Source organism: Muricoccus radiodurans, from assembly GCF_050154705.1.
GTDB lineage: Bacteria > Pseudomonadota > Alphaproteobacteria > Acetobacterales > Acetobacteraceae > Roseomonas > Roseomonas radiodurans.
On the sequence record NZ_CP189561.1, the window covers coordinates 808,367 to 826,881 of the forward strand.

At 70.4% G+C, this 18,515-nt stretch carries 17 protein-coding genes and 1 tRNA gene; 6 read left to right on the forward strand and 12 right to left on the reverse strand.

Features of this window, described 5'->3' with window-relative positions:
* Nucleotides 1-7: 7 nt before the first annotated feature.
* The 8 genes from ACP6CK_RS03955 to ACP6CK_RS03990 all read right to left on the reverse strand — a co-directional run bounded on the left by ACP6CK_RS03955 (nt 8) and on the right by ACP6CK_RS03990 (nt 8,227).
* Nucleotides 8-781, reverse strand: coding sequence for a TatD family hydrolase (locus ACP6CK_RS03955; RefSeq protein WP_426957468.1), 774 nt, complete (start codon nt 779-781; stop codon nt 8-10).
* 5 nt (nt 782-786) lie between these two features.
* Complete coding sequence (gene metG / locus ACP6CK_RS03960; RefSeq protein ID WP_426957469.1) at nt 787-2,340, reverse strand: methionine--tRNA ligase; 1,554 nt, start codon at nt 2,338-2,340, stop codon at nt 787-789.
* Between the two features lie 40 nt (nt 2,341-2,380).
* On the reverse strand, nt 2,381-3,388 hold the full coding sequence (locus ACP6CK_RS03965) for a DNA polymerase III subunit delta' (RefSeq protein WP_426957470.1): 1,008 nt from the start codon (nt 3,386-3,388) through the stop codon (nt 2,381-2,383).
* Nucleotides 3,385-4,017: a dTMP kinase gene (gene tmk / locus ACP6CK_RS03970; RefSeq protein WP_426959862.1), complete on the reverse strand. Its 633-nt coding sequence runs from the start codon at nt 4,015-4,017 to the stop codon at nt 3,385-3,387. The genes ACP6CK_RS03965 and tmk overlap by 4 nt, the downstream gene beginning before the upstream one ends.
* The gene (locus ACP6CK_RS03975; RefSeq protein ID WP_426957471.1) at nt 4,014-5,222 is read right to left on the reverse strand and encodes a D-alanyl-D-alanine carboxypeptidase family protein; all 1,209 of its coding nucleotides are present in this window, start codon (nt 5,220-5,222) and stop codon (nt 4,014-4,016) included. Before ACP6CK_RS03975 ends, tmk begins: the two co-directional genes overlap by 4 nt.
* Before the next feature lie 14 nt (nt 5,223-5,236).
* Entirely contained in the window at nt 5,237-6,118 is an 882-nt protein-coding gene (locus tag ACP6CK_RS03980) for a septal ring lytic transglycosylase RlpA family protein (protein ID WP_426957472.1), read from the reverse strand.
* Nucleotides 6,115-7,089 carry a lytic murein transglycosylase gene (locus ACP6CK_RS03985; RefSeq protein ID WP_426957474.1) on the reverse strand — a complete coding sequence of 325 codons (975 nt, stop codon included), beginning with the start codon at nt 7,087-7,089 and terminating at the stop codon, nt 6,115-6,117. The genes ACP6CK_RS03980 and ACP6CK_RS03985 overlap by 4 nt, the downstream gene beginning before the upstream one ends.
* A gap of 79 nt (nt 7,090-7,168) precedes the next feature.
* On the reverse strand, nt 7,169-8,227 hold the full coding sequence (locus ACP6CK_RS03990) for a lipid A deacylase LpxR family protein (RefSeq protein ID WP_426957476.1): 1,059 nt from the start codon (nt 8,225-8,227) through the stop codon (nt 7,169-7,171).
* A gap of 51 nt (nt 8,228-8,278) precedes the next feature.
* Between ACP6CK_RS03990 and ACP6CK_RS03995 the strand changes: the two genes are divergently transcribed.
* The 4 genes from ACP6CK_RS03995 to ACP6CK_RS04010 all read left to right on the forward strand — a co-directional run bounded on the left by ACP6CK_RS03995 (nt 8,279) and on the right by ACP6CK_RS04010 (nt 11,098).
* Nucleotides 8,279-8,368: transfer RNA gene (locus ACP6CK_RS03995), tRNA-Ser, on the forward strand.
* Between the two features lie 180 nt (nt 8,369-8,548).
* Entirely contained in the window at nt 8,549-9,724 is a 1,176-nt protein-coding gene (locus tag ACP6CK_RS04000) for a zinc-dependent alcohol dehydrogenase (protein ID WP_426957478.1), read from the forward strand.
* Between the two features lie 10 nt (nt 9,725-9,734).
* Nucleotides 9,735-10,304: a hypothetical protein gene (locus ACP6CK_RS04005; protein ID WP_426957480.1), complete on the forward strand. Its 570-nt coding sequence runs from the start codon at nt 9,735-9,737 to the stop codon at nt 10,302-10,304.
* Between the two features lie 149 nt (nt 10,305-10,453).
* Nucleotides 10,454-11,098 carry an endonuclease III domain-containing protein gene (locus ACP6CK_RS04010; protein ID WP_426957482.1) on the forward strand — a complete coding sequence of 215 codons (645 nt, stop codon included), beginning with the start codon at nt 10,454-10,456 and terminating at the stop codon, nt 11,096-11,098.
* Nucleotides 11,099-11,112: 14 nt separating this feature from the next.
* Here the strand turns inward: ACP6CK_RS04010 and ACP6CK_RS04015 are convergent, their stop codons facing one another.
* Nucleotides 11,113-12,030 carry a WcbI family polysaccharide biosynthesis putative acetyltransferase gene (locus tag ACP6CK_RS04015; RefSeq protein ID WP_426957483.1) on the reverse strand — a complete coding sequence of 306 codons (918 nt, stop codon included), beginning with the start codon at nt 12,028-12,030 and terminating at the stop codon, nt 11,113-11,115.
* A gap of 13 nt (nt 12,031-12,043) precedes the next feature.
* Nucleotides 12,044-13,186, reverse strand: coding sequence for a GSCFA domain-containing protein (locus ACP6CK_RS04020; protein ID WP_426957485.1), 1,143 nt, complete (start codon nt 13,184-13,186; stop codon nt 12,044-12,046).
* A gap of 86 nt (nt 13,187-13,272) precedes the next feature.
* On the opposite strand from ACP6CK_RS04020, the gene ACP6CK_RS04025 reads away from it, so the two are divergent.
* Together ACP6CK_RS04025 and ACP6CK_RS04030 are read left to right on the forward strand one after the other, a co-directional pair.
* Nucleotides 13,273-13,917, forward strand: a complete 645-nt coding sequence (locus tag ACP6CK_RS04025; RefSeq protein WP_426957487.1) for a DsbA family oxidoreductase — start codon at nt 13,273-13,275, stop codon at nt 13,915-13,917.
* 115 nt (nt 13,918-14,032) lie between these two features.
* Nucleotides 14,033-14,710, forward strand: a complete 678-nt coding sequence (locus ACP6CK_RS04030; protein WP_426957489.1) for a class I SAM-dependent methyltransferase — start codon at nt 14,033-14,035, stop codon at nt 14,708-14,710.
* A gap of 18 nt (nt 14,711-14,728) precedes the next feature.
* Here ACP6CK_RS04030 and mfd read toward each other — a convergent pair whose 3' ends face one another.
* Both mfd and ACP6CK_RS04040 read right to left on the reverse strand, forming a co-directional pair.
* Nucleotides 14,729-18,202, reverse strand: coding sequence for a transcription-repair coupling factor (mfd, locus tag ACP6CK_RS04035; protein WP_426957493.1), 3,474 nt, complete (start codon nt 18,200-18,202; stop codon nt 14,729-14,731).
* Nucleotides 18,202-18,507, reverse strand: coding sequence for a succinate dehydrogenase assembly factor 2 (locus ACP6CK_RS04040; protein WP_426957495.1), 306 nt, complete (start codon nt 18,505-18,507; stop codon nt 18,202-18,204). The genes mfd and ACP6CK_RS04040 overlap by 1 nt, the downstream gene beginning before the upstream one ends.
* Between the last annotated feature and the right edge of the window lie 8 nt (nt 18,508-18,515).

Below are 18,515 nucleotides of genomic sequence, written 5' to 3' on the forward strand. Positions count from 1 at the left end.
CAGCCGCCTAACGGCACTTGCTGAACAGCCGATCGAAGTTCGCGGTCGTCACGGCCGCGGTGCGAGCCACATCCCAGCCCCTCACCCGCGCCAGCACCGCCGCCGTATGGGCGACATAGGCCGGCTCGCACCGCTTCCCCCGCAGCGGGACTGGGGCGAGGTAAGGGCTGTCGGTCTCCACCAGCAGCCGGTCCTCCGGAAGGTCCCGCGCGATCTCGCGCAGTCCCTCGCTCTTGGGAAAGGTCAGGATGCCGGAGAGCGACACGTAGCCACCCTCGGCCACCACCGCCTCGGCCAGCGCCCGCCCCGAGGAGAAGCAGTGAAGCAGGGCGCCGAAGGGACCGCCCGCTGCTCGCTCCTCCGCCAAGATCGTTGCCATGTCGCCATCCGCGTCCCGGGCATGGATCACGAGCGGCAGCCCAGTCTGCTGGGCCGCCCGGATATGCCGACGGAAGCTCTCTTGTTGCAGGTCTCGGGGGGCCTTGTCGTAGAAGTAATCCAGCCCGGACTCACCGATGCCGATGACCCGCGGATGGTCCGTCAGGGCGACCAGCTCCTTCACCTCGGGTAGCCCCCCCTCGCCCGCATTGTGCGGATGGACGCCCACGGTTCCCCAGACGTCGGGGAACCGCTCGGCGAGGGCCTTCACCGCGGGGGCCTGATCCATCCGTGTGCCGATGGTCACCATCCGGCCGACCCCGGCCTCCCGCGCCCGCCCGACGATCTCACCCACCTCCGCGTCGGAGAAATAGTCCAGGTGGCAGTGGCTATCGACCAGCATCGGGCTCAGGCCGCGTCCTCGATCTTGCGGAACAGGGGCGCCGGGGGCGGCAGCGCCCGCCCTTCGGGCAGCGGCACGGCGAGTGCGGCAAGGCTCCGCTCGCCGGCTTCCACGCCCAGCTGGTCCAGCATCGCCGCCATCGTCGCGGGCATGAAGGGCTGCAGCACCGTCGCCAGCACCCGCAGCGCCTGGTGCAAGGACCGGAGAACCGCCGCCATCCGCACCGGGTCCGTCTTCTTCAGCGACCAGGGCTTCTGCCCGTCGATCCAGGAGTTCCCCAGCCGCACCACCTGCCAGACGCGTTCCAGCGCCTCGTGATAGGCCTGCCGGTCGAGCGCTTCGGCTACCCCGGCCGGCAGGGCATCCGCGGGACCCAGCAATTGCTGGTCCGCCTCGGTCGGCGCCTCCGCGGCCGGAAGCCTCCCATCCAGGTTCCGCTGGATCAGCGACAACACCCGGTTCGCCAGATTTCCCAGGTCGTTCGCCAGCTCACTGTTCAGCCGCCCGATCAGGGCGCGCCGGGAGAAGTCGCCGTCATTCCCGAAGGGCACCTCTCGCAGCAGGAAGAACCGCACCGGGTCCAGGCCGAACTCGTCGATCAGCGCCAGGGGATCGATGACGTTGCCCAGCGACTTGGAGATCTTCTGCCCCTCATTCGTCCACCACCCGTGGGCGAAGATCCGCCGTGGCGTCTCAATGCCGGCGGCCATCAGGAAGGCCGGCCAGTAGATCGCGTGGAACCGAAGGATGTCCTTGCCGACGAAATGGATGTCCGCCGGCCAGAAGCGCCAGAGTGGATCACCCTCGTCCGGGTAGCCGACGGCCGTGATGTAGTTCGTCAGCGCGTCGAGCCAGACATACATCACGTGCTCCGGATCGCCGGGCACCGGCACGCCCCAGCGGAAGGAGGTCCGGCTGATCGACAGGTCCTGCAGCCCGGAACGCACGAAGGCCAACACCTCATTCCGCCGCGTCGTCGGCGCGATGAAGTCGGGATGCTCCTCATAGAAGCGGAGCAGCCGCTCCTCCCAGGCCGAGAGCCGGAAGAACCAGGAGGGCTCCCTCACCCACTCCACCGGCGCACCAGTCGGCGCGAGCTTGATGCCGTCCTTCTCGATCAGCTCGTCAGGACCGTAGAAGGCCTCGTCCCGGACCGCGTACCAGCCCTCGTAATGCCCAAGGTAGATGTCGCCCGCCGCCTTCAGCCGCTCCCAAAGCGCGGCGCAGGCCCGTTTGTGGCGCTCCTCCGTCGTGCGGATGAAATCGTCGTTCGAGAAGCCCATCCGGACCGCCAGGTCGCGGAAACTCCCGCTCACCCGGTCGGTGAAGGCCTGCGGCTCCATCCCGGCATCCGCCGCCGCCTTCTCGACCTTCTGCCCGTGCTCGTCCGTGCCGGTCAGGAAGAAGACGTCTCGCCCCTCCAGCCGCTTCCAGCGGGCCAGCACGTCCGCCGCCAGCGAGGTGTACGCGTGGCCGATATGCGGCTTGTCGTTCACGTAGTAGATCGGCGTCGTCAGGTAGAAGCGGCCCGCGGGGGCCGCGGCGCTCTCGCCGCTCATGTCGTTGTCCCGTCTCGTCGGCCGGCGGGACCCTGAGGGATCAGGGCGCCGAAAGTCGGGAAAGCCCCGTCAGCACCGCCTGCTTGCGGTCCAGGTTCAGCGCCTCGGTCTCGTCGGCCAGCCGGCCGAGCATGTCCCACAGCCCCGCCCAGTCGGCAAGGCCGCGCCCCGCCATCCACGTCGGCGCCCCCTCCCCGCGCCCGGCCCGCCGGACCGCGCCCGCCATCGCGTCTCGCAGCAGCGTCATGAAGGTCACGAAGGCACTGCCGTCCCGCCGGGACACCAGCCGGTCTGCCAGGGCGTGCAGGTCCCGCGGGTCGGGCCGGGGCAGGCGCGCGAGGAACCCCTGCACCTCCCGCGACATCTCCAGCCCATCCCCCTCGGCGAGCGAGAGTGCCCGCCCGGGCGATCCGGCCGATAGCGCGGCCAGGACCGCCCGGTCCGCCTCTGCCATGTCCGGCAACCATCGCCCGAGCAGCCGGGCCAGGTCCGACTCCTCCAGCGGAAACAGGTCCAGCCGCCGCACCCGGCTCCGGATTGTCGGCAGCAACCGGTCCGGCGCGTCCGAGGTCAGAACCAGCACGGCCCGCGGCGGCGGCTCCTCCAGCGTCTTCAGGAGCATGTTCTGCGCCTGCTCGTTCATCGCCTCGGCCTGCTCGACCACCACGACGCGCCACCCGCCCTCGGCCGGCGTCATCGCCAGGAAACGCGGGAGTTCCCGGACATCGTCCACCCGGATCAGCAGCTTCTTGCCCTTTTCGCCGGTGTTCGGCGCCAGGGTCCGCAGGTCGGCATGCGTGCCCGCGGCGACGCGGCGGAACGCCGGATGATCCGCCTCGAGCACCAGCGGTGAGGGGCCGGACGGCATCCCCGCCAGCATCCAGCGTGCGTATCGGTAGGCGAGCGTCACCTTGCCCACCCCACCCGGCCCGGCGATCATCCACCCATGGTGCAGACGCCCCGACAGGGCCGCGTCTCGCAGCATCAGGGCGGCAGCGTCGTGGCCGATGAGCTCCGGATTCGACCGCGGCTCGGGCGGCAGGTTCATCCCTCCAGTCGCTCCGTCACGAGACCCAGCGCAGAGCCGAGCACCGCTTCGGCCGGCTGTCCCGCGTCCAATACCGCGCAACGCCCGGGCTCCCGCGCCGCGATCTCCAGAAAGGCCGCCCGCACGCGGGCGTGGAAGGCGTCGCCCGCCTGCTCATACCGGTTCGCGTCCCCGCGCGAGAGCGCCCGCCCCATCCCCCGTTCCGGCGGCAGGTCCAGAACCAGGGTCAGGTCCGGCCGCAGCGCCCCGAGTGCGAGGTCGCAGAGCCTCTCCCATACATCGCGGGAGAGCCCCTGCCCCGCGCCCTGATAGGCGAGCGTGCTGTCCGCGAAGCGGTCGCACACCACCCAGATCCCGGACTCCAGCGCTGGCAACACGGTCCGGGCCAAGTGTTCCCGCCGCGCGGCGAAGTGCAGCATCGCCTCCGCCACCGGGTCCCAGGGCCCGCGCCCGAGCAACAGCCCGCGGATCGCCTCGGCGCCCGGCGCGCCGCCCGGCTCGCGGGTCCGCAGCACGGGACGGCCCCGTGCCGCCAGCGCGCCCGCCAGGGCGCGGGAAAGGGTGGTCTTCCCCGCCCCCTCCCCGCCTTCCAGCGTGATGAACCGCCCCTTCGCCGTGGTGCGGGTCAGGTCCCGGTCACCCAGCGCCCGATCACCGCCGGGATCCGCGGCAGCAGCCCGAGCCGCGCCACGTCGGCACCGGCCAGCAGCGGCACGGACATGTTCGGCACGCCCTGGCCGGACACCTCCATCCGCCCCAGCTCCTGCCCGCGCGCGACCGGCGCCGGCACCGGCGAGTCATATCGGATCTTCACCTGCAGGTTCCGGCGCCACTGGCGCGGCAGCGTCAGCACCACGTCCCGCCCGCCCACCAGCGGCACTTTTACCCGCTCGCCCAGGTAGACCGGCGCCTCCTCGATCGTGTCGGAGGCGCGGAACAGCGCCACGTTCTCGAACTCGCGGAAGCCCCACTCCATCAGGCGCTCCGTCTCCTCCCGCCGCACGGCCATGCTCGGCATGCCGTTCACGACGAGGATCAGCCGCCGGTCCCCCCGCTTGGCGCTGCCGGTCAGGCCGTAGCCCGCCTCCTCCGTATGCCCGGTCTTGAGCCCGTCCGCCCCAGCCACGCGTCCCAGCAGCGGGTTGCGGTTCTCCTGGTTGATATCGTTCCAGCGGAAGGAGCGCTCGGAGTAGTATCGGTAATATTCCGGATGATCGTTGATCACCCGCCGCGCGAGGATCGAGAGGTCCCGCGCCGACATCCGGTGCTCCGGGTCCGGCCAGCCGGTAGCGTTGCGGAAGGTGCTCGCCGTCAGCCCGATCCGCCGCCCGTAGTCGTTCAGCATCTCGGCGAACTGCGTCTCGCTGCCCGAGATCCCCTCGGCCAGCACGATGCAGGCGTCGTTGCCCGATTGCACGATCACGCCGCGCATCAGGTCCTCGACCCGCACCGAGGAGCCGATCTGGACGAACATCTTGCTGCCCTGCATCCGCCAGGCGCGCTCGCTGACCGGCAATTGCTGGTCGAGCTGCAGCCGCCCCTGCTTCAGCAGGTCGAAGACGACGTACATCGTCATCAGCTTGGACATGGATGACGGCGGCATCCGCTCGTCCGCGTTCTTCTCCAGCAGCACGGCGCCGGTGTCGGCGTCCACGATGATGGCCTGCCGCCCCACCACGTCCACGGGCCCGAGCGGCGTGTTGGCGGGTGTTCCCGCCGGTGGCGCGGGCGCGCGGCCGCGCGCGGGCTGGTTCCGCGCCTGGGCCCGGGCCTCGGACGCCCCCAGGGCCAGCGAGGCAGCAACCCCCGCCACGATCTCCCGACGATGCGGCATGAGAGCCCCCTCCCCTAATCCACCACGACTCGTGCTTCCGATACGCCCGCGCGTAGGGCGGCCTCAAGCGCCCTGTCGGCCTCCGCGGCCGAATTCAGGGGCCCCAGGCGAACGAGCCATTCCGTCCGGCGGCCGGTGCCCACCGGCTGGACCCGCGCCCCGCCCATCCGCGCCGCCTGCCGCCCGGCCAACTCCTGGCTCGTGAAGCGGCTTCCCTCAACGTAGAGCGCTCCTGCCTCCGGCGCGCCCTGGGTCACCGCCCCCGGCAACTCCACGTCGGGCAGGCTCGTGGACTCCTCTGCCGCGACGGGCACCACAGGCCCGCGCCCCTCGCGCACCCGCATCGCCTGGCGTGCTCCCTCCGGCGGTGCCAGGCTCTCACGGTCCACGGTGCCGACCGGCGCCGTCTCCACCCGCGGCCCGTCCTGTGGGCGCGGCAACGCGCCGGCGACCGCGCGGGAGAGGGCGCCGTCCACCGCCACCCGCACCCGCGCCGGCCGGTCCACGGCCACGCCGAGAAGCGTGGCCGCCCGGCGCGACAGCCCGATCACGCGCCCCGCTTCGGTCGGCCCGCGGTCGTTCACCCGCACGGCCAGGGATCGCCCGTTCTCCAGATTCGTCACCCGCACCACAGCCGGAAGCTGAAGGGTCCGGTGCGCCGCCATCAGCGCCGCAGGATCGAAGCGCTCCCCGTTGGCCGTGGCGCGCCCAGCCGGGCCGTCGGGCAGCACGGACGCCAGACCTGTCTCCACGAGGGTGGTGTCCTCCCGCGGGTAGGACCAGCGCCCGCCGAGTGCATAGGGCTCACCGACAAGGTAGCGCCCTTGCGGCGCCGGCGCGGGCGGCGCCGCGGCGCAGCCCGCCAGCAACAGGAGCCCGGCGGCGAGAGCCCTCACATGACCCGGTCGGAGATGAGGCCGACCGCGGTGGCGTAGTAGTTCGAGGGGTTGTAGCGCCGGATGACATTGAAGTTGTGGAAGACGAGGAACGCCTGCTGACTGCCCGTGGGTCCGCCCGGAAGCATAACGGCGCCAGGCATGTCCGAACCCGCAAGGCTGCTGCCATCCGTCGTGGTGACGCCCGCCCGCGCCCAGTCCCGGACGGGCCGAACGTTCTCCCGCGTGGCCTGGCTGGTGTCGAAGCCGGCGGGCAGCAGCACCTCCCGTCCCCAGCGCTCTCCCTCGCGCCAACCGCTGCGCGAGAGGTAGTTGCCGATCGAGCCGAGCGCGTCGGCCCGGCTGTCCCAGATGTCCTTCCGCCCGTCGCCGTCCGCATCGACGGCGAGCCGCTCGAAGCTCGTCGGCATGAACTGCGGATGCCCCATCGCCCCGGCCCAGGAGCCGCGCATCCGCTCCGGCGCGACATGTCCGGCATCCAGGATGCGCAGCGCCGCCATCAGTTCCGCCCGGAAGAAGCTGGCGCGCCGGCCCTCCCAGGCCAGCGTCGCCAGCGCCTCGACCACGTTGAAGCCGCCGGTGTTGGTGCCGTAGCTCGTCTCGATGCCCCAGATCGCGAGCATGATCCGGGCCGGCACACGGTACCGCGCCTCCAGAGACTGGAGCAGCGGCCGGTTGTCCATGGCCATGCGCCGCCCGTTGTCGATGCGCTGCTGGCTGACGGCCCGGTCCCGGTAGGTGTCCCAGGTCATCGTGCCCTCCGGCTGGCGCCGGTCAAGCTCGATCACACGGTCATTCGGCCGGATGTTGCTCAGCGCCCGCTGGATCGTGGTCGCCGAGATGCCGTTCCGCCTCGCCTCGGCCCCTACGCCTTCCAGGAAACTGTCGAAGCTTCCCTGCTGAGCCCGGGCGGGGGCGGCCACGGCAAGGGCGGGCAGCAGGAAGAGGGACCGGCGGCGGAGGTCGGACATGACGCGACACCTGCCATGTCCCGCGGCCCCGGGCAACGGAGCCGTTGCGCCGACCGCGGCTGCCGCTCGGCGCTGACCGTCAGAACCGGTAGGACACGCTGAAGCTGCCGAAGGATTGCCGCCCGCGCTGGCCGTAAAACTCCTCCGTCCGGTACACCTGCGTATAGGCCACCCGCCAGTCGCCCCAGACCACCGCGGCGCCCAGCTGCATGTCCCCGACAAAGATGCGCTTGTCCACGCGCGGTCCGTCCCGCCAGGTGTTTCCGTCCAGGAAGATGTCGCGCGCCACCGCCCGCCCCTCTAGCCCGGCGAAAACGTACCAGCCGAAGTGGTCATTGGGCTGCGTCCGCTCCGGCGAGACGAAACCCGATCCGGCCAGCGCCGGCCGGATGCGGACGGGGCCCCAGTCCCGCCGCAGCCCGTCCCCAATCCGGAACATGGCCCCGCCCGCGGCATAGGTCTGCACATTCCCGACCGCCGCCGAGAGGACCGGGATGACTTCGGTCTCCAGGCCCGCCACCTGGCCCAGCGGCAGGCGCCAGCGCCGCTCGACCAACGCCGTCGCGGCGAACTCGTCCTTCAGTTGCCGGTCCCACCCCTCGGCATTCCGGATCCGGAGAAGGTCGTGCCAGTTGTTCTGCACGAATTCCCCCAGCGCTGAAGGGCCGACGACGCCGAGCTGCAACTCGAAGAGCGTCTGGCTGCCATAGCGCCGCCCGCCCCCTTCCCAGGGGAGCGCCGCGTCCGCCGTCCGCACGAGTGTCGCGGCCCCGTAAAGATAACCGGCATAGGGCCGGTCCCGCGGATCGGGGGTCCGCCGCTGAGTCTCCTGCGGGGTGAAGATGTTCTGCCCGAACGAGAGGCCCCAGCGCAGGTCCGCCGGACCGAAGGCCGCGTCGAGTTGCCGGTCAACCCAGGAGATCGGAGCCGGCAGGAAGGCGGTCGGGGACTGCCATGCGATCAGGAAGCCGTTGGAGTAATACCGGTCCGTCCCGCCGAAGACGTCGTTCTCGATCGTCAGGCTGAGCGTGCCGGCGTAGTCCGGCCTGTTCACCGTCGGCTGGACCTGTGTCTGCGCTATCGCCGCGGGCGCGACGCCCAGCAAGATCATCAGACAGCCCGCAGCAAGTCGCATCATGGTTTCCCTTTGCCCGGTGCCGTTGTAACCCGGTGTCGCCGCAGTGTCCCGGGATGGGTGGCCGAGCGGTCTAAGGCAGCGGTCTTGAAAACCGCCGAAGGTGCAAGCCTTCCGTGGGTTCGAATCCCACCCCATCCGCCACCTGGCCGGCATCTCGGCGGTGCCTTAGCGGCCGAAAACCTCGTCGAATCAGAGCCTTGAGCGTGAGCGGCTGAACAGGTTTCCCGGTCTGCGACGGAAACACCTGACGGATTCGGCGGTTACTGCGCCGGCGCCGGCGTCCGCCCCAGCCGGCCGGCCGCCCCTGATCAGGAGTTCGCGATGAAGGCGCTTGTCTGGCACGGCAAGGAAGACATCCGCTGCGACACGGTCTCGGATCCGGAGATCGAAGATCCGCGCGATGTCATCATCAAGGTCACGAGCTGCGCAATCTGCGGCTCGGACCTGCACCTTTTCCACAACTTCATCCCGGCCATGATGCCCGGCGACATCATGGGCCATGAGTCCATGGGCGAGGTGGTGGAGGTCGGCCCGGGCGCGAGGGAGAAGCTGAAGGTCGGGGACCGGATCGTCGTCCCCTTCACCATCATCTGCGGCGAGTGCGACCAGTGCAAACGGGGCAACTTCTCGGTCTGCGAGCGCACGAACCGTAACAAGGGCCTTGCGGACAAGGTCTTCGGCCATACCACGGCCGGCCTCTTCGGCTACACGCACCTGACGGGCGGCTACCCCGGCGGCCAGGCCGAATACCTCCGCGTGCCCTTCGCGGATGCGACCCACATCAAGGTGCCGGAGGGCATCCCGGATGAGAAGCTCCTCTTCCTATCCGACATCTTCCCGACGGGGTGGCAGGGAGCGGTCCAGTGCGACATCCAGCCCACGGACACCGTCGCGATCTGGGGCTGCGGACCGGTGGGGCAGATGGCCATCCGCAGCGCCATCCTTCTCGGCGCCCGGCAGGTCGTGGCCATCGACCATCTGCCGGAGCGCCTCAGCATGGCCGAGGCGGCCGGCGCCATCACCATCAACTTCAAGCAGGAGAGCGTCATCCAGCGCCTGAACGACCTGACCGCGGGCAAGGGGCCGGAGAAGTGCATCGACTGCGTCGGGCTTGAGGCGCACGTCTCCCCCAGCCACCCCGACAGCATCCTCGACCGCGCGAAGCAGATGATGGTGATGGAGAACGACCGTCCCCACGTCCTGCGGGAGATGATCTACGTCTGCGCCCCCGCTGGCGTCATCTCCATTCCCGGCGTCTATAGCGGCCTAGTGGACAAGATCCCGATGGGCATCGCCATGAACAAGGGCCTGACCTTCCGGATGGGCCAAACCCACGTGAACCGCTGGACCGACGACCTCCTCCGGCGGATCGAGGAAGGGCAGATCGACCCCTCCTTCGTCATCACCCACACCGTTCCGCTCGAGGACGGACCGGAGATGTACCAGGTGTTCCGCGACAAGCAGGACAGCTGCATCAAAGTCGTCCTCAAGCCCTGAGGTGCCGCGCATGCTCTCCCTCACACGCTTTACGAACCTCGCCCGCTCCCCAGGCGACCCGAAGATCCTGGCCACCGGTCCCAGCTCCCTGGCGTCGGCGGACAAGCTCGCGCGCGGCCTTGGTTGGTTCTCGATCGGCCTCGGCCTCGCCGAGCTGTTCTGCGCCCGCGGGCTCGCCCGCTTCCTCGGCATCAGGGGGCATGAGGGCCTGATCCGCGCCTTCGGGGCGCGCGAGCTCGGGGCCGGGATCATGGCGCTCTCCGTGGACACCCGACCGGCCATCCTCGGCCGCATCGCCGGCGACGCGCTGGACATCGCGGCTCTCGCGGCGGCCGATGACCGGAGGAACCCGAAGCAGGACAATGTCCGCGTCGCCCTGGTCGCCGTGATCGGCGTCACAGTCCTCGACATCGTCTGCGCCCAGGCGCTTCACGCCCGGCACCGGCGCAGCAGGGGCGCCCACCGGAATTACGCGGACCGCAGCGGATTCCCTGGCGGTCCCGAGGCGGCCCGCGGCGTGGCGCGCCGGACCTTCGAGACCCCGCCCGACATGCGAGCCGCCCCGCAGCACGCTCCCTGACCTTCCGGCCCCGGTCCGCGCGCCATCGCGGACCGGGGCATCCCGCGGACTCCTGCCGCGTTCTACCCTGCATGCCAGCCCCCCAAACGGCAGCGCCGGCCCGAGCCCTGTCCCCGGTCCCGCACCGCGGTCCGAAAGAGCCCTTCGACGTGGACGAGGCGTTCCGGCGCCTGCGCCGCGTGCTGGCCGACAAGCCGAAGGCCGCGATGTTCGATCTGCGCGACCGGGGCCACGGCACCCCGTTCGAGCAACTCGTGGCCGCCCTCATCTCCGCGCGCACGAGGGACGAGACGACCACGCCCGTCTGCCTCCGCCTCTTCGCCGTCGCCCGCACCCCGGCCGAGATGGTGCGCCTCTCCGAGCCCGAGCTGATTGACCTTCTCCACGGCGCGACCTTCCCCGAGCCGAAGGCGCGGGACATCCTCGCCCTGTCCCGTCGCATCCTCGAGGAGTATGGCGGCGAGGTGCCGGACACGATGGAGGGTCTGACCGCATTCCGCGGCATCGGTCCGAAGATCGCCGCCCTCACCCTGGGTGTAGCGTTCGACCAGCCCGCCATCGCCGTGGACATCCACGTCCACCGCATCGCCAACCGCTGGGGTTACATCTCAGCGTCGACGCCGGAGCGCAGCATGACCGCGCTCGAGGCCGTCCTGCCCCGCCGCTACTGGATCGAGATCAACGAGCGCCTCGTCCCCTTCGGCAAGTTCATCTGCACGGGGGAGCGCCCGCATTGCTCCACCTGCGTCCTGCTCTCCATGTGCCGCCAGGTCGGCGTAACGAGCCACCGCTGACCGTGGTGGCGCCTTCAGGCGGCCGCGCGCACGCTGCCGACACCTTGCCGGCTCAGGAGACCCTGCACCGCCTTCGCGCGCGGGGCGGCCGCGACGGCTTCTGCCACGCGGTCCGGGTATTCCTCGTAGGACTCGAAGCTCCGCGCGATGAAGGCTCGCAGGTCCATCACGTCGATGGCGTTCGACCCGTGAATGGAATTCCGGAACAGCGTGTGGCCCGACACCCCGATCCGTCGCCCGATCTCCGGATAGACCGGGTAGACGGGATGGAGCCCCAGCCGCTCCCCCAGCACGTCGCGAATGTCCTCCATGCCCCGCACCGTGTATCCGTGCTGCTCCAGCACCAGCCGCGTCATCTCCGCGACCGCGATGCTGCGGGGGTGGTTGATTGTGTACATGAAGGGTCCGAAGCGTTGCCAATCGCGCACGCGCCCGGTCAGGTCCAGCTTCAGCCGGGAGAAGTGTTTGACAAGGCCCGCCTCCGCCTTCTCGTACTCGTCGAAATAGCCCAGCCGCGAGTAGACCAGCGCGTTGAACAGCCCCGCCGTCCGCTCCGCCGTGAGCCCCAGCGTGAAGGCGCCCGCCACGATGGCGGAGTGATAGGCGCTCAGCGGCGACTTCAGCCCGCCCTTGGCATCCCGCAGATAAATGCAATCCGGCTGGAATCCCGTGAAGGCGATCCCGGGGATCAGCACCGTGTCCGGCCGGGCGGCCAGGAGCGGCTCCTGCCGCAGCGGCCCCAGCCGCTCCTCGAAGATCGGCTGCGCGAAGACCTTGTCGAACCGCCCGAGGCCCGCCGCGATGTCGGCCGCCGTGTTCACCACCTCCGCGCGCGTGATATCGAAGTGCTCCACGGTCGCGCCGGGCAGGTAGGCCAGGACGGAGTCGCGGAAGATGGCCGTCTGGCAGTTGCCGATGACCGCGAAGCGCATCGTTCCTCCCTCGTCAGGCCCCGAGGGACCGCTCGATCTCTTCCTCGTCGCAGATGACCCGCAGCGTCGCCGCCAGCTCCGGATCGAGCTCTTCCGACACCGACGCGATGGTCCGCCCCGGAGCTGTCGCCGGACGCACAGGCATCTCGCCGGCGAGCTTCGGCCGCGCCTGCGTCTCAGTCGTCAGGAAGTGCCGCTCGAACACTGACATCGCGGTGGCCACGCCTTGATCCGTCACCGTCCGCAGATCGGCCGCGAAGGTTCGCCCCCGCGCCTGGGGCCCGGTGATGATCTCGTAGGACGGGAAATAGGCTACGCCCTCGAACCGCCCCGCTGCCTCCTCGGCCGCGACGCGCAGCACCGACTTGCTATAGACGGTTGCCGGCAGCACGTGCTTCGCCGTGCCGGTGGCGATCAGCGGGACCGGCGAGACGGTCAGCACGACCCGGACGTCCGGATTCACCGCGCGCAACCCCTCGATCACCAGGGCCAGGTCCGCTCGAACCTCGTCGATCGAGAAGTTGTGGAAGCGGATCCCCGCGCCCTCCGGCGGCTCCGCCACCACGCCCGGCGCCAGCGGGAAGACCGCCCCGTCCGCGTCATCCACCCAGGCCTCCGTCAGGCCGAGGGTGAAGACGAACACCGAGCAATCCTCCAGCACGCGGCGGACCGCCAGGAGGTGCGCGTCGCGCGCCGCCGCCACCTCGGCCGCGCTCGCAGACCCTTCGGCCAGGATGCGGGGCCGGAACGCGTCCACGAAGCGGCCGTCCGCACGCACCCAGACCCCGTGCCGCGGATCGAAAAGGCCGTAGGTCCTATCGATCAGCTGGAGCAACTGCCGCACCGTGTAGACATTGCCGTATCGGGCCGAGAACAGCCCGTAGCCATGCGGGTCCTCCCCGACCGAATCCTCGGCCTGCAGATAGCAGAAACCCCTGCTCCGCAGGTGCCGGGAGATGTGCTGGGCGAAGCAGCTTCCCGCCGTCGCCACCGGATCGGCCGGGGTGATCCGGAACGGGACGTCCACCACCGGGTCCACCACGCCGTCCGGCGCGCGCGCCACAGCACGGGACCAGAAGGCGGTGTCGGGACTGCTCGCGTAGGGGTTCGGCATCTCGCTCGGGACGGGTCGGCCGCGGTCCTGCGGACAGGCCACCACTATGCGTCACGCCCATGGACCGGCCAAGCCGGATCCCCCCTTCTCCCTGGCCTGCCCCCCGGCCGCGGCTGTAGGATCAACCCGTGAACGTCCTTGCGCCACCCCGCACGCGGCTCCCGATCGAAGTCGTCTTCGACCTCGTCTGCCCCTGGTGCTTCCTCGGCACACGGCGGCTGCGCACCGCCTTGCGCGCCCGGCCGGACATCATGGCGGACATCCTCTGGCGGCCCTTCCTCCTGAACCCGGACCTGCCGGGCAGCGAGCCCGGCCGCAAGCCCGGCGGTCCCGACCGCGCCCGGCGCCTGCACGCCACCCTGACGGAACTCGGCCGAGCCGAGGGCGTGCCCTTCCGTTTTGACCTTATCCGCCGCGTCCCCTCCTCCCTGGACGCACACCGCCTCGTCCGCCTGGCCTCCCGCCGGGGCGCCGGGGACGAGGTGGTGGACCGCATCTTCCTCGCCCATTTTACCGAGGGCGCGGATATCGGCGACCACGCGACCCTGGCCGCCATCGGCGCCGCCGCCGGGCTGGACCGCGCGGCTGTCCGCCGCTTCCTCGCCGGGGAGCATGAGACGGAGGTCGTCCACACCGAGAACCTCCGCGCCCATCGCCTCGGCATCAACGGCGTGCCCTGCTTCGTGATCTCCGGCCGCCACGCCATCGCCGGCGCGCAGGAGCCCGAGGTGCTGCAGCGGCTGCTGGACGTCGCAGCCCTCGAAGCCGGCTGAGGTCCGGGCGCCCTGCATGGGCGCCCCCGGTTGTCGCCGCAGGGACCACCTGCCATAGCCCGGAGCGAAGGAGCCCGCGCGAGCCCGGCGCGCCGGGGCCGCTCAGGAGCCGCCCATGGATTTCGACACCTTCCTCCAGCGCTTCGGCGGCAGCCTGCGCGAGAAGAACCTCAACCAGCCGCACGAGCCGACCTGGGCGAAGACAGTGGCCAACCGCCGCCGGCACTTTCTTTCGCACCGGTCAGAGCTGCCGCGGGTCTTCATCCGGCAGGACCCCTGGGAGGCCGAATACCTCTTCATGGTGGCGGCCCGCGCGCGGATCGGCATCCTGGAGATCGGCCGCTTTAACGGGGGCAGCATCTTCCTGATGGCCTGCGCGAACCCAGCGGTTCCCCTCGTCTCCATCGACATTGCGCCCCGGAACGACCAGGCGCTGCTGGCCGCGATGGAGGGCGCGGGCGTGGCCAACCGTCCACACTTGATCGTCGGCGATTCCCGCACCCGCGAGCACGACGGCATCGTCCCCTACGACCTGCTCTTCATTGACGGCGACCACAGCTACGAGGGCTGCACGGCCGATCTGGAGACCTGGTACCCAGCGCTTCAGCCGGGCGGCCACGTGATCCTGCACGACTCCTATCGCGGATCGCCCGTCATGGACGCCGCGATCGACTTCCTGGAGCGACACGACCCCGTCGTGCACGTCTCGCCCTACAAGCACGCGAACCACAGCACCCACCCGGCCGGGTCGCTCGCACATTTCCAGAAGCGGCGGCCGACCGCCCCGACCTGACCCGCCGGGAGCGCGGGATCAGGCCGCCTTCGCCTCCACCGCGACCCGCAGCAGCGCGTCGAGGATTTCCCGCGCCACCTTCACGCGCTGCTTCAGATCCATCTCCCGCACCACCGCCAGCTTGTGGTCGGGGCGCAGCTTCACCGTACCCTTCTGGGCCGCGACCCAAGCCACCAGCCCGCCCGGGTTCACGAAGCGGTTCTTGCGGAACGCCACCACCACGCCCTTCGGCCCGGCATCCAGCTTCTCCACCCCAGCTTCCCGGCACATCCGCTTGATGGAGACGACCTGAAGCAGGTTCTCCACCTCCTCCGGCACCGGGCCGAAGCGGTCGGCCAGCTCCGCCGCCATCGCCTCCACCTCCGCCTCGCTCGCCAGCCCGCCGATGCGGCGATACAGGCCCAACCGAACCGGCAGGTCGCGCACGTAATCCTCCGGGATCAGCACCGGCAGTCCGAGGTTGATCTGCGGCGTCCAGTCGCGGTCCACGAATTCCCCCCGCCGCCCGTCCTTGCCGCGCTGGCGGTTGCGAATATCCTGCACCGCGCTTTCCAGCATCTGCTGGTAAAGCTCGATCCCGACCTCCCGGACGTGCCCGGATTGCTCGTCGCCCAGCAGGTTGCCGGCGCCACGGATATCCAGGTCATGCGACGCGAGCGTGAACCCCGCCCCGAGATTATCCAGCGTCTGCATCACCTCCAGCCGCTTCTCGGCCGCCGCCGAGAGCCGGTGCGACTGCGGCCAGGTGAGATAGGCGTAGCCCCGCTGCTTTCCGCGCCCGACCCGTCCGCGGAGCTGATAGAGCTGCGCCAGCCCGAACATGTCGGCCCGGTGGATCAGCAAGGTGTTGACGGCCGGCATGTCCAGCCCGCTCTCCACGATGTTCGTGGACAGCAGCACGTCGTATTTCTGGTCCCCGAACTCCGTCATGACACGCTCGAGCTCGGTCGGCGAGAGACGCCCATGCGCCTGCGCGACCCGCACGTCCGGCACGATCTCCGCCAGTCGCTCCGAGACCTTCGGCAGATCTTCCAGCCGCGGCACGACGCAGAACACCTGCCCCCCGCGGAAGCGTTCCCGCAGGATCGCCTCCCGGATCACCACGCTGTCCCAGGGCATGATGAAGGTCCGAACGGCGAGCCGGTCCACCGGCGGCGTCGCGATCACGCTCATCTCCCGCACGCCGGAGAGCGCGAGTTGCAGCGTCCGTGGAATGGGCGTCGCGGTGAGCGTGAGCACGTGCACGTCGGCCTTCAGCGACTTCAACCGTTCCTTGTGCGCCACGCCGAAATGCTGCTCCTCGTCGACGATCACCAATCCGAGGTCCGCGAACTCGACGCCCTTGGCCAGCACCGCATGGGTGCCCACCACGATGTTGATGGTGCCGTCCTTCAGCCCCGCCCGCACCGCCGCCTGCTCCTTCGCGGTCACCATGCGGGAGAGCTGCGCCACCTTCACCGGGAGCCCCTCGAACCGGGCCGAGAAGGTCCGGAAATGCTGGCGCGAGAGCAGTGTGGTCGGCACCACCACCGCGACCTGCGCGCCGGTCATCGCCACCACGAAGGCGGCCCGCAGCGCCACCTCCGTCTTGCCGAAGCCGACATCGCCGCAGACCAGCCGGTCCATCGGCCGCCCTGCGGACAGGTCCTCCAGCACGTCCGAGATCGCGCGAAGCTGGTCGTCCGTCTCGGCGAAGGGGAAGCGCGCGCAGAACTCGTCCCAGGCCCCCTCCGGCGGGGTGGCCATCACGCCCTCCTTCACCTGCCGCTCGGCGGCAGTGCGGATCAGCTGTCCCGCCATGTCCTGGATACGCTGCTTGGCCTTCGCCTTGCGATTCTGCCAGGACACGCCGCCCAGCTTGTCCAGCGCGACGCCCGCCGAATCCGAGCCGAAGCGAGTCAGGACCTCGATGTTCTCGACCGGCAGGAACAGCTTGTCCCCGCCGTCATACAGCAGCCTCAGGCAGTCATGCGGCGCCCCGGTCACCTCCACCGTCTGCAACCCGTCATACCGCCCGATCCCGTGGTCGGCATGAACGACCAGGTCGCCCTCTGCGATCTCCGTCGCGTCCGCGATGAACTGGTCGGCCCGCTTCCGCCGCCGCGGCGGCCGCGCGATGCGGTCGCCGAGCAGGTCCTGCTCTCCCGTGACGGAGATGCCAGGCTCCCCGTCAGCACCGGGCGCGCCGATGAAGCCCCGCTCCACGCCCCAGACGCCCAGGCCGACCACGCCCTTCGGCAGCTTCTGCACGGCCGCCCAGTCATCCACGGTCTGCGTCGGCACGCGCGCTTCCCGCAGCAGGTTCGCCAGCCGGTCCCGCGACCCGCGCGTCCACCCCGCCAGCACGGCCCGGCGCCCCTGCCCCGCCATGGCGTCCGCGTGCTCGTGAAATGCCTGGAACACGTTCCCGCCGGCCGCCCGCACATCGGTGAAGAGCCGACCCTGCCGCCCACCGGCCTCGATCCCGTCCGCGCCCTCGGCCTTCCCGAACGGATTGAATCGCAGCAGCGGCCCGCCCGAGAGCATCGCATCCCAGCCCTTACGGTCCAGATAGAGCCGCCCTGGCGGCGCCGGCCGGTATGGAACCTCCCCCTCCCTCGGGGGCGCCCGGCGCGCCTGGTAGTGATCCGCGATCATCTCCAGCCGCGCCTCGAGCGCGTCTTCCGCTTGATGATCGAGGCTGACCGAAGCCGACCCAATGTAGTCGAGCAGCGTCTCCATGCTCTCGTGGAACAGCCCGGCCCAGTGCTCCATCCCCGGGTGCCGCTTCCCGGCGGAGACGCTGACGTAAAGCGGATCGTCTCCCGCCGCCGACCCGAACAGCTCCCGGTACTCCGTCCGGAACCGCGCGATGGAGGGCGGATCAAGGAACACCTCCCCCATCGGCCGCAGCCAGAGCTCGTCCAGCGCCTCGCCCGACCGCTGCGTCCCCGTGTCGAAGCGCCGGATGCTTTCGATCTCGTCCCCGAACAGGTCCAGCCGCACCGGGTCCGATTCCCCGGCCGGATAGAGATCCACGATCCCGCCGCGTACGGCGTACTCGCCCGGCTCCATCACCGTCCCGGCCCGGCCGTAACCATTCGCCTCCAGGAAACCCGCGAGCGTCTCCGGATCGACCTGCCCGCCCTTGGCCAGCCGCATGGTCGCCCCGGCGAACACCGCGCGCGGCGGCACGCGCTGCACCAGCGCGTTCACCGTCGTCAGCACGATGCGCGGCCTGGTCGCCTTCTCCATCAGCCGTGTCAGCGTCGCGACCCGCTCCGCGATGATCTCCGGATTCGGCGAAACGCGGTCATAGGGAAGGCAGTCCCAGGCGGGGAAGAGCAGCACCTCCGCGCCGGGCGCGAAGAACCCGAGCGCCTCCGCCATGCGCTGCATCCGCGCGTCGTCCCGGCAGACATGCAGGACTCCGCCCGACTCCTCGGCACGCCGCCGTGCCACCAGCAGCCCGTCATATCCCTCGGGCGCACCATAAACGTTCAACCCAGGCATCAGCGCGTCCGCACCCCGTCCGGCACGCCGGCGCCGGTCACCGAGCTCGCCTCCAGAAGGCGGATCATCATGGGTGAGCGAAGCGCCGGCGGGACCGGCCGCCGGCCCGACAGCCAGTCCGCGAGGTCCACGTCCGGCAACTCCAGCAATTCCTCCACGGCATCCAGCTCCGGCTCCGTCATCCCGGCGATGTGCGCCGAGACGAAGCCGCCGACCAGCAGGTCCGCCTCCTTCGTGCCGCGGTGCCGCGCCCGGAACAGCAAACGCCGTCGGCGCGGCGACAGTTCGCCCCCCTGATTGTCCATCCGGACCC